This is a genomic window from Planktotalea sp. (genome assembly GCF_018607965.1).
Taxonomy (GTDB): Bacteria; Pseudomonadota; Alphaproteobacteria; order Rhodobacterales; family Rhodobacteraceae; genus Planktotalea.
The window spans coordinates 1-10,260 of the sequence record NZ_JABBAM010000011.1 but is presented as its reverse complement, the minus strand read 5'-3'; the positions used below and the strand labels follow the sequence as shown (position 1 = coordinate 10,260).

General features: G+C 53.5%; 9 protein-coding genes, 1 tRNA gene and 1 pseudogene. 4 read left to right on the top strand and 7 right to left on the bottom strand.

Going from position 1 to position 10,260, the window contains the following annotated elements; translation table 11 throughout:
* The 7 genes and pseudogenes from QZ279_RS00680 to fabI all read right to left on the bottom strand — a co-directional run.
* A pseudogene (locus QZ279_RS00680) lies at positions 1-268 on the bottom strand (hypothetical protein); the annotation flags it as partial.
* A 782-nt stretch (positions 269-1,050) separates the two neighbouring features.
* The gene (gene trpE, locus QZ279_RS00675) at positions 1,051-2,562 is read right to left on the bottom strand and encodes an anthranilate synthase component I (RefSeq protein ID WP_293446867.1); all 1,512 of its coding nucleotides are present in this window, start codon (positions 2,560-2,562) and stop codon (positions 1,051-1,053) included.
* A 22-nt stretch (positions 2,563-2,584) separates the two neighbouring features.
* Positions 2,585-4,432, bottom strand: coding sequence for a peptidylprolyl isomerase (locus tag QZ279_RS00670; protein WP_293446866.1), 1,848 nt, complete (start codon positions 4,430-4,432; stop codon positions 2,585-2,587).
* A gap of 53 nt (positions 4,433-4,485) precedes the next feature.
* Complete coding sequence (locus tag QZ279_RS00665; protein WP_293446864.1) at positions 4,486-5,688, bottom strand: aminotransferase; 1,203 nt, start codon at positions 5,686-5,688, stop codon at positions 4,486-4,488.
* Positions 5,689-5,691: 3 nt separating this feature from the next.
* Positions 5,692-6,210 carry a xanthine phosphoribosyltransferase gene (gpt, locus tag QZ279_RS00660; RefSeq protein WP_293446862.1) on the bottom strand — a complete coding sequence of 173 codons (519 nt, stop codon included), beginning with the start codon at positions 6,208-6,210 and terminating at the stop codon, positions 5,692-5,694.
* A gap of 21 nt (positions 6,211-6,231) precedes the next feature.
* Positions 6,232-6,834, bottom strand: a complete 603-nt coding sequence (locus tag QZ279_RS00655; RefSeq protein ID WP_293446860.1) for a LysE family transporter — start codon at positions 6,832-6,834, stop codon at positions 6,232-6,234.
* Between the two features lie 6 nt (positions 6,835-6,840).
* Entirely contained in the window at positions 6,841-7,647 is an 807-nt protein-coding gene (gene fabI / locus QZ279_RS00650) for an enoyl-ACP reductase FabI (RefSeq protein ID WP_293446858.1), read from the bottom strand.
* Between the two features lie 153 nt (positions 7,648-7,800).
* Between fabI and pdxH the strand changes: the two genes are divergently transcribed.
* The 4 genes from pdxH (at position 7,801) to QZ279_RS00630 (ending at position 9,648) form a co-directional block, all read left to right on the top strand.
* The gene (pdxH, locus tag QZ279_RS00645) at positions 7,801-8,406 is read left to right on the top strand and encodes a pyridoxamine 5'-phosphate oxidase (protein ID WP_293446856.1); all 606 of its coding nucleotides are present in this window, start codon (positions 7,801-7,803) and stop codon (positions 8,404-8,406) included.
* Between the two features lie 119 nt (positions 8,407-8,525).
* Positions 8,526-9,047 (top strand): cold-shock protein, encoded by a 522-nt coding sequence (locus QZ279_RS00640; protein ID WP_293446855.1) that lies wholly within the window; start codon positions 8,526-8,528, stop codon positions 9,045-9,047.
* Positions 9,048-9,049: 2 nt separating this feature from the next.
* The gene (locus QZ279_RS00635) at positions 9,050-9,523 is read left to right on the top strand and encodes a DUF192 domain-containing protein (RefSeq protein ID WP_366513800.1); all 474 of its coding nucleotides are present in this window, start codon (positions 9,050-9,052) and stop codon (positions 9,521-9,523) included.
* 48 nt (positions 9,524-9,571) lie between these two features.
* Positions 9,572-9,648, top strand: a tRNA-Pro gene (locus tag QZ279_RS00630).
* Positions 9,649-10,260 lie beyond the last annotated feature (612 nt).

Here is a 10,260-nt window from a genome sequence, read left to right as displayed (position 1 = left end):
CACCCGCTTTAGCGGCTCGTTCAAACAGCGCGATGGCTTTAGGGCGATCAATCTCAACACCTCGACCTTCTTCATAAGCGGCACCAAGGATGTTCAACGCTTTTGCATTTCCTGCTTCTGCCGCCTCTCGGATCACGTTCAAAGCGCCGTCATAATCGCCCTCAATATAAGCAAGACGCGCTGCGGCGACCTGTTCGTCCGTCGGGGCGGCAAGCGCGGGAAAGGGGGCGAGAAGGATGCTAATAATGGCAAGGGCTGAAAAACGCATAAAAACCTCTTGGTAATAAATGCGATCAGTTTAGCCAATTTTTCGGATGAGGGAAGGACAACGCGGCCCCTAGCCGTAGAACTGCATGACCCAAAGCATCAAATGTGTAAGTGCCCCGAGGTAAAATCTGGCCGCGTTCGCTAACGCATCGTTCCAAAAGTGCCAAGTTCCCTAGAGGCTTCCGCTAACCAGCCAGAATGGAACGGTTCAAATCAAGCCGATCAAAGCACGGGCCGAGGTTGCCGCAACCGGATCGTGCGAATAGCGCTCAATTAGATGATGCGCTAGAGTGTTGTGTCGCGTTGAATAATGCCCGCTCCACCCTTGCAAGTTCAACAGGGCGACAAACCTGTGCAGGGCCGTGGACAAAAAGGTGGAAAAGAGCATGGCGTAAAGCCACCAATAGTCATTTTGCGTCTGCCATAGCCTCTCAAGTAAACGCTGAGGCCTAAGATACGACCGCTACAATAGCTGCGAAACGCGCCAGGAGACGATACTGGACAGCAAAAACAACACAATCAGCAACATCCAGATTGGATAAACAACAGCAATGCGCGCTCGCCAGATTTCTGTAAGCAAAGGGGCGCAACAAAAAACGTCAATGCAAACAAGTTCAGACCGAAATCGATCTAAATACGCGCCGATAACCAAGATATCGTCCCAAGAATTACTGTAATCAATGCAAATGAGTATGTCGAATTTGGCTAGTTTGCGTCGCTCATATTTATGGGCCTGTCAAATTTTTCAAGAGACTGGCAGGAAACAGGATCAAAAGCTACGGTTTAGCCATTCCCGTTGCCCGTAAAGCGGCTCGCATCCTCTGCGGCCTTACGGATCGCGCCTGATTTATGCACGGTCTCCATATACTCGGCCTCGGGATCGCTGTCATAAACCACGCCGCCGCCCGCTTGGATATATAGCTTTTCGCCCTTCACCACCGCAGTGCGTAGGGCGATGCACATGTCCATGTCGCCCCCCGCAGAGAAATACCCGCAGCCACCGCCGTAGATGCCGCGTTTTTCGGGCTCGAGTTCGTCAATGATCTCCATCGCGCGCACTTTTGGGGCACCAGATACAGTCCCAGCCGGCATGCCTGCAAAGAATGCGCTTAGGGCGTCTTGGTCATCTGCCAATTCGCCCACAACGTTGGACACGATGTGCATCACGTGGCTGTAGCGTTCGACGATGAATTCCTCAGTGGGGCGCACGGTGCCAATCTTGGCAACCTTACCCACGTCATTGCGGCCCAAGTCCAACAACATCAAATGCTCTGCCAGTTCTTTTTGATCGGCCAGCAAGTCCGCCTCTAGTGCGTTGTCTTCCTCAGGCGTCGCGCCGCGCTTGCGGGTGCCTGCGATGGGGCGGATGGTGATCTCTTTGCCAAAGACGCGCACAAGGATTTCTGGCGATGCACCGACGACTTGAAAACCACCAAAGTTGAAGTAGAACATGAACGGCGAGGGATTCGTTCGGCGCAAAGAACGGTATAATGCGAAGGGCGGTTGTTTGAATTCTTGGCACCAGCGCTGGGACGGAACGACCTGAAAGATGTCGCCTGCTTTGATGTATTCTTTGGCCTGCTCAACCGCGTCTTTGTAGCCTTCACGTGTAAAGTTACTCACAGGCTCTGGCGCGTCTTCCGCTAGACCCAGATCGCGGGTTGCAGCGGGCATGGGGCGTTCCAGATCGCGCACGGAATCCATGACGCGCTCAGCGGCTTGCGCATAGGCGGCGCGCGCGGATTGGCCATCGCTGACCCACGCGGGGGAGACGACCGTGACCTCGCCTTTCACACCGTCCAAGACCGCAACCACAGAGGGGCGCAGCATGATCGCATCGGGCACGCCCAGAACATCAGGATTGACGTTAGGCAGGTGTTCTACATGGCGGATCATGTCGTAGCCAAGATAACCAAACAAGCCAGCGCTGGCTTGGGGCAGGTCGTCTGGCAGGTTGATATGGCTTTCTGCGATCAGCGCGCGTAATGCATCCAAAGGCGGCAAGTCCTGCGCCTGAAACGCATCGCTATCGTAGCGCGCCATGCGGTTGAGCGATGATGTCGGTCCCTCTGAGCGCCAGATCAGATCGGGCTTCATCCCGACGATGGAATAGCGACCACGGACTTCGCCGCCCGTCACGGACTCAAGAACGAACGCGTCTTTCTGGGCACCCGTCAGCTTGAGCATCAAGGAAACGGGCGTGTCCAAATCCGCAGCAAGCCGCGTGTAGACCACCTGATTTTGCCCGGCATTATACGCCTTGGCGAATTCTTCGAAGGAAGGAACCAACGCCATGGGCGAACCCCTTTAGGTAAAGTTAGTTAAAATTGGCATGGACCGCGTTGATCGCGTTTTGATCAAGGTTGATGCCTGCGCGCTGCTGGATATCACGTGCGTAGGCTTCGAACAGGTCTTGGCTAATCGCGCTTGAGGCTTGGCTGCTTAGGCGTTCTCGCACGGCAGTGATGTCGTCGCTTTCTTCGTCTGCGGCCAGCACGTCATCGAGGCGGATCACGAGAACATCCGTAACATCGTCAACGATGACAGTGGTGCCTTTTTCGGCCTCAAATAGGGCCAAAATTGCCGCTGGTGGGATGCCGTCAACGAAGCCCGTCCGCATCACATCCGTTAACGTCTCGGAGACAAGATCAACATCCGCGAAATCGCTGTCGGCTGTGATTTCTGGGATCAACGCCTCTGCCTCTGCGCGCAAGGCAGCGCGGGTTGCCTGTGTCCGCCAACCGGCTGTCACGCGTTCTGTGATTTCAATCATTGGCTGTGGGCGTGGTTCAAGAACCGTGTCGAGCCGTAGCGCAAAAATGCCACCGTCCTCTAAGACTGCGACCACTGGAAAGTCCTCCTCTGTCACGGTTGACGCCGCTTCGCGGAAGGCTTCATAAGCGGCAAGGTCGTCTTCTGCTTCTGACGACCAGTCGATCGTGCCAAGCTCCATGTCGGTTTCTTTGATGAGGTCTTCCAGCGTTGCACCCCCGGCAAGCAGGTCGTCGATGTCGCTGATTTGCGCTTCAACGACGCGACGTGCGCGATCGGCGGAAAGTTCATCGCGCAGTTGTGCGCGCGCATCCTCAAAGCTGGTTTCTTGTGCGGCTAGAATGCCGTTGATGCGGAACAATGCAGGGCCAAGATCGCTTTCGAGCGGGCCAACAATGTCACCTGTCGCGCCTGCGAAAACAGCGTCGCCTGCAGCGCCCAAGTCATCTTTTGGAAGATCACCAAGGTCGATATCTGCCAGCACAAGACCACGTTCTTCCACAAGGGTCTCAAACGTTGATCCACCTGCTTCTAGCTGTGCTTTGGCCGCACTTGCATCTTCTGTTGATCCATAAACCAGACGCTCCACCAAGCGACGCTCGGGTTGATTGAACTCTGCATCGCGTTCCGCATATGCGTCTTTCAGAGATTGTTCATCAACGTCGACAGTATCAGCGATCATATCTGGGGACAGCCACGCGTAGGTGATCTGTTTGGTTAATGGCAATGTATAGTTGTCAATGTTTTCATCGTAGTAAGCGGTCAGTTGCTCAGGGGTTGGGTCGCCCACTGGTTCGGCCAGATCATCGGCGGTCAACCGAGCGACCGTCGCGTTACGGCGTTCACCGACATAAGCGACCAACGTGTCAGCGTAAGTATCAGGGACCGTATTGCCAGATAGGATCGCGCCTTGGACAAGTGTGCGTGCTGCTTCTTCGCGCATGCTTTCTTCGAATGCCGCCTCCGACAGACCTGCGTTTTCAAGGGTAAAGCGATAGGCTTCGCGATCAAACTGACCATTCAGACCTTGAAACGCACCCATGCTTAAAATTTGTTCCTGAAGTTTTTCGTCACCAACAGACAGACCCAGCTCGGACGTTTCATGATCCAGCGCGCGGGTTGTTACGACACGTGCCAAGGCTTGGCGATCAATCCCAATCGTTTGTGCGGTGGAAAAGGGAACGTTTTGGCCAGCTTGCGCCGACACAGCGCGCAGGTCTTCCTGCAAGGTGCGTGCATAAAGATCGACAGAAATTTTCTTGTCGCCAACTGCGCCAATGGACTGGATGTTGCCGCCAACGCCCGTTGCGCCAAATCCGGCTAGGCCGACGATCAGCATGGCAAGCAAAATCCAGATGAATGTCTTTGAAATCTTATTCCCACGTACGGCCATGATGCGTCAAACCTTCTTAATACGGCCGCGCGAAATACGGCGTTTTGGAAGGTTTACTTGGCCCCGCGTAGGGGAGCAAGAGAGAATGGTAGTGCTGATAAACGTTTGAACAATTCAGCGATTCCGTCGGCGTCGATGTTTGCGAAAGCGACGCGTAGATGGCGCGCGCCCGCGGGATCACCCTCGGGCATGAACATTGTGCCGGGCAGGGCAAGGATGCCTGCCTCTTTCACCAACGCTGGCGCGAGTTCGTTTGAGGGGATTGCGAAGGGATGTTCGACATAGGCGAAATACGCGCCGCAGCCTTTCAAGGTCCAGCCAAGTGCGGTCAGTTTGGGCATTTCAGCTTCAATCGCGGTGCGCCGTGACAGGATTTCGAGGCGTTGCTCTGCGAGCCAATCACTAAGGTTCTGCAAACCCCAAAGGGCAGAGTATTGGCCAAGCTGGCTTGGGCAAATGGCAACGGTGTCTAGGAATTTTTCAGCCTCAGCCAATAGTGTAGGTGAGGAAATAATCGCCCCAACGCGGTGGCCTGTCAGGCGGAACGCTTTGGAGAAGGAGTAAAGGTGAACAAGCGTGTCTTCCCAGCCATCCTGTTGGAACAAGGGATGTGGCGCGCCCGTTTGGGAATGAAAGTCGCGATAGGTTTCATCGACAATCAGCTTGATGCCCGTCTCTTGCGCCAGCTTGAAGAACGCCAACACCAGATCTGCGGGGTATTCAACGCCTGCGGGATTGTTCGGCGTTACCAGTGAAATCGCACGCGTGCGCGACGTAATCTGCGCGCGCGCTACGTTTGGATCGGGCAGCAAGCTGTCGTCTGTGGGGATCGGCTTGGCTGTAACGCCCGCCATATCGAGCCACATTTTGTGATTGAAATACCATGGCGTCGGCAAAAGGACTTCATCACCTGCGTTTGCTATCGCGCTAATGACGGCGGCGAAAGCTTGGTTACAGCCAGATGTGATCGCAACTTGATCGGCGCTGATTTGGCTGCCGTACGCGTCACTCCATTGCGATGCGACCTCAGAACGTAATTCGGGTGTGCCTAAAACTGGCCCATACAAGTGTGCTTGGGGTTCATTCAAAATGAACTCAGCCATGGCGCGGCGCATGGGTTCGGGGGGCGATTCAACGGGTGCGGCTTGGCTGACGTTGATCAAAGGGCGATCTGTTGGAAAGGTTACCCCGTCCAACCAGCGACGTGCTTCCATTACAGGGGGCGGAAACGTTGCCTGTGTTGCCGAGCCGCTCATGTCTCAGTCCTGCCCGCGGAAGGGTTGAACGTATTGCAGCGCCATATCCCACGGGAAGAAGATCCATGTATCTTGGGAAACGCCCGTGATGAACGTATCTGTCTGCGGTTCACCCGAAGGTTTTGCATACACACAAGCATAGTGTGCGTTGGGATAAAGCGAACGAACTAGTTCCAGCGTTTTGCCGCTGTCCACCAGATCGTCGATCACTAAAATACCTGTTCCGTCGCCCATCATTTCTGCGTCAGGCGCTTTCAACACTTTTGCTTCACGGCGTTCAGTCGCGGCACCACCGCCAGAATGATAGGAAACAACAGCAATCGTATCGACCTTGCGGATGTCCAACTCGCGCGCAACGATCATCGCGGGGGCCATGCCGCCACGTGTGATCGCAACCACGGCTTTCCATTCGCCATTATCAGGGCCTTTGCCATCAAGGCGCCACGCAAGGGCGCGTGAATCGCGGTGCAATTGATCCCAGCTAACGTGAAACCCTTTTTCGTGTGGCAAGCGATCGGTCATGGAAAGTCTCCGGTGGTTTGATTAGCGGCTCAGCAAAAGCCGTAGGCCCAAAAGGCCAAGAACAGAAGCCGCAATGCGGTCAAGGACGGGTTTAGCGCGCAGATATCCCGCGCTGATATGTTTGGTGGAAAAGGCGAAAACGAAGGCTGAGCTGACGATGAATTCCATCAGCAGATGATTGCCTACAATCAGGACTTTGTCACCAAAATCCATGTTCTGAGGGAAAATCACCATGATCACGGCAGCTGCAAACAGGATCGATTTGGGGTTGCTTAGATTGACAAGCATCCCGCCAAGAAACGCGCGGGCAGGGGGCGTTGGTGTTTGCCCCATCGGTTCGCGCGCATGCTTCCATGTCTGGTAAGCGATCCACATCAAGTATAATGCGCCAACAGTCTTCAATAGAATGAACGTCCAAGGCAGGACAGCAAAAATTGCGTCCAAACCCATAAACGCCAGCGCCGTCCACGTCGCGGCCATAAAGCCAAGACCCCAAGCGGTGAACAGGCCAATGACCCGTCCACTCGCAAGGGTGGTGCGAATAATGTAGAGCATTGCAGGGCCCGGACTAAGAATAGCCGCAAGCAAGGTCACATTAAACGCGATTAGATGGGACAGCTCCATCTGGACCTAGCCCTTTGTGATGTCAGGCGCATCAACCGCCTTCATGCCAACGACGTGATAGCCGGCATCCACGTGATGGGTTTCGCCCGTTACGCCAGAGCTCAGATCACTGAGCAGATAGAGCGCGGATTTCCCAACATCGTCTGTAGTCACATTGCGACGCAGCGGGCTGTTATATTCGTTCCACTTCATAATGTAGCGGAAATCGCCAATGCCAGAAGCAGCCAACGTTTTGATCGGACCCGCGCTGATCGCGTTAACGCGAATGCCGTCTTTGCCCAGATCTTCGGCCATGTAACGAACAGATGCTTCAAGTGCTGCTTTGGCGACGCCCATTACATTGTAATGTGGCATAATGCGTTCGGCACCGTAGTACGTGAGCGTGACAGCACTGCCGCCTTCGTTCATCAGCTTTTCAGCGCGCTGCATAATCGCGGTGAAAGAATAGACTGAGATGTCCATCGTCATTGTGAAGTTATCGCGGGATGTGTCGACGTAACGACCTCGCAGTTCGTTCTTGTCCGAGAAGCCAATCGCGTGAACCACAAAGTCAAACGTGCCCCATCGCTGTTCAATTTCTGCAAACAATGCGTCCATAGACCCGGCGTCGCTAGCATCGCAAGGAACGACGAAATCGCTACCCAACTGTGCTGCCAATGGATTAACGCGCTTTTTTAACGCATCGCCTTGGTACGAAAAGCAAAGCTCTGCGCCTGCATCAGCGCAGGCTTTTGCGATGCCCCATGCGATGGATTTGTCATTGGCTAAGCCCATGATCAGACCGCGTTTTCCGGCCATAAGTCCGTTGGACATAAGAGGTGCTCCCGTTAAATTCGTTCCCCTGTCTTTAGGGCAATGCCCCCAAGGCATCAAGCAATTGGACCCCGCGACAAGCTTGTTTGCCTTGAATACATGACTTATGGGCTAATTGTTGGTCTTGGGCGACGCAGCAATGAGGTATTTTACATGACAGATAGAACCGGTATTTTCGCGGGCGATGATCCTTTCGTGATCGTGCGGACCTGGCTGACAGAGGCCTCTGAGAGCGAGATCAATGATCCCAACGCGATTGCGCTAAGCACCGTTGATGCAGGTGGCCTGCCGAATGCGCGCATGGTTCTTTTGAAAGACGTCGAAGATGCAGCGTTTGTTTTTTACACAAACTATGAAAGTGCAAAAGCGAGAGAGCTTGATAGCGCTGGCAAAGCCGCGTTTGTGATGCACTGGAAATCCTTGCGCCGCCAAATCCGTGTGCGTGGACTTGTGACCAAAGAAGACGGACCACAAGCAGACGACTACTATAATTCACGATCGCTCAAAAGCCGTCTTGGCGCTTGGGCAAGTGAGCAATCGCGCCCTCTAAGTGGTCGCGCAGCTTTGGTTGCAGATGTTGCAAAAGTGACAGCAAAGCATGGCACGTCGCCCACGCGCCCGCCATTTTGGGGTGGATATCGCATTACCCCCTTAGAGATCGAATTTTGGGCAGATGGGCCGTTTCGCCTGCATGATCGGTTTGTTTGGCGGCGTTCAGACGTGGCTGCGAATTGGGATATTTCGCGTCTCAATCCTTGATTTTCATGTGACGTGAAATGGTTTGTATTTGTTAGTGAAAGGTTTTTTGTTCTTGCTAAGGTCAGTCAAAATGCTTCACAAAGTGATAAAGACAGTAATTCAAATATTGGTATCAGAATATGGAAATCGAGCAGACGGTGCACGCGGCACGCGGAGTCGTCAAATGGTTTGACCCGGCCAAAGGCTTTGGTTTTGTTGTCTCTGACAAAGGCGGGCCAGACATCCTGTTGCATGCGAATGTTCTTCGTAATTTCGGGCAAAACTCTATAGCAGACGGAGCCGGTATAGAGATTCTGATCCAAGAGACAGAACGCGGAGCGCAGGCGGTCGAGATCGTTTCAATTGCCCCCCTCAGTGCTGACGATCGCGCAACATTGCCTGACCTTGAGGATTTCGATCCTGCTGATTTAGCGAATGTTGAATTGCAGGCCGCGCGCGTGAAGTGGTTCGACCCGGGCAAAGGATTTGGTTTTGCGAACGCATTTGGGTCAGACGCTGATATATTCGTTCATATCGAAGTGCTGCGTCGGTCTGGACTGGCGGATCTTGCCCCGGGCGAGGCATTGGCGATCCGGGTGATTGATGGTAAACGCGGACTCATGGCTATTGAGGTGAACGCGTGGGAAGCAGCATTGCACTAAATTTGATCCGAGCACGTCGACTCGCTTTTGCGTGTTGCTTTGCTGGTAGTGCGGCGACGGCGCAAGCGTGTCCGCAGGATCGTGTTTTAGTCAAAGGTAGTTTCGGGGAGGCTCAATTCGTAATCGAGCTTGCTGATGAGCCCGCCGAGCGTGGACGTGGCCTGATGAACCGCGTTTCGATGGCCCGTTCCGCTGGAATGTTGTTTGTGTTTGAACAGCCCCAAGCCGTTGCGTTCTGGATGAAGAATACTTTGATCCCGCTTGATATGGTGTTCACAGATAGATCGGGACGAATCGTTCATATCCATGAAAATGCTATCCCGCTTGATGAGACCCCGATTCCTGGCGGTGAGGGTGTCTATGCTGTTTTGGAAATTAACGGCGGAATGAGCTCAATGTTCGGAATAAAGGCCGGAGATGCGCTTCAACATCCTGCCTTTTCAGGTGGCCCAGCAGTATTTCCGTGCAAAGATTGATTTTCGGGCTTTTCATCCCCGCGCGACACCGCTAATAACCGCGTCAGTCGGGGCGTAGCGCAGCCTGGTAGCGCGACGGTTTTGGGTACCGTAGGTCGCAAGTTCGAATCTTGCCGTCCCGACCATTTTCCATATTTCTGAAGACTTAGATTACTCCCCCGGGGGGCAGTCTTATCTGATGCTTCGCCGTCTGTCATTTGATGATGCGACGTTCTCGAACACCATATGTGGAGCGTCTTGGTTGAAAACACACTAAACGTTGTGTTTGGCGTTTGAGTTCGCTCAAATCTTGTGCAGAACTCTCATTGGGTCGTGTCATTTTTCCCGCAGGCGAATTTCCTATGAATGTTAAAATTCTGTTAAGTTTATGTTAAGGAATCTTCACGTGTTTGGTTAAGCGATTTAGCTAAGCCCTCTGCAAACAAAGGTTTTTACCGAACGGGGTGTTTCTGCTCTGCTTGTGGTCTCGCAAACCTGAATCACTTGTGTTGCGCAACGACATAAATATGGCGGCTGCGTCAACGCAAAAAACATCACAATATTGTAAATAATTTCGTTGACCCGATGTAGGTATCTACGCCAGATAGTGTGAGCGGGGCAGGTAAGCCACAACATATAGTGGCCTAGCTTCTCACAGATTCGGTAATCAGCATGTGTATCCCGAACGGTGGTGCATCGGTGTTCGGCGTTTGTTTCGCCCAATTTGTGAAGCTTGATCCATTGTCCCCGCAAGAGGC

Excerpts from the sequence above, each read along its gene's own strand:
- trpE (WP_293446867.1), bottom strand. The coding sequence starts at position 2,562 with ATGGCGTTGGTTCCTTCCTTCGAAGAATTCGCCAAGGCGTATAATGCC.
- QZ279_RS00670 (WP_293446866.1), bottom strand. The coding sequence starts at position 4,432 with ATGGCCGTACGTGGGAATAAGATTTCAAAGACATTCATCTGGATTTTG.
- QZ279_RS00665 (WP_293446864.1), bottom strand. The coding sequence starts at position 5,688 with ATGAGCGGCTCGGCAACACAGGCAACGTTTCCGCCCCCTGTAATGGAA.
- gpt (WP_293446862.1), bottom strand. The coding sequence starts at position 6,210 with ATGACCGATCGCTTGCCACACGAAAAAGGGTTTCACGTTAGCTGGGAT.
- QZ279_RS00655 (WP_293446860.1), bottom strand. The coding sequence starts at position 6,834 with ATGGAGCTGTCCCATCTAATCGCGTTTAATGTGACCTTGCTTGCGGCT.
- fabI (WP_293446858.1), bottom strand. The coding sequence starts at position 7,647 with ATGTCCAACGGACTTATGGCCGGAAAACGCGGTCTGATCATGGGCTTA.
- pdxH (WP_293446856.1), top strand. The coding sequence starts at position 7,801 with ATGACAGATAGAACCGGTATTTTCGCGGGCGATGATCCTTTCGTGATC.
- QZ279_RS00640 (WP_293446855.1), top strand. The coding sequence starts at position 8,526 with ATGGAAATCGAGCAGACGGTGCACGCGGCACGCGGAGTCGTCAAATGG.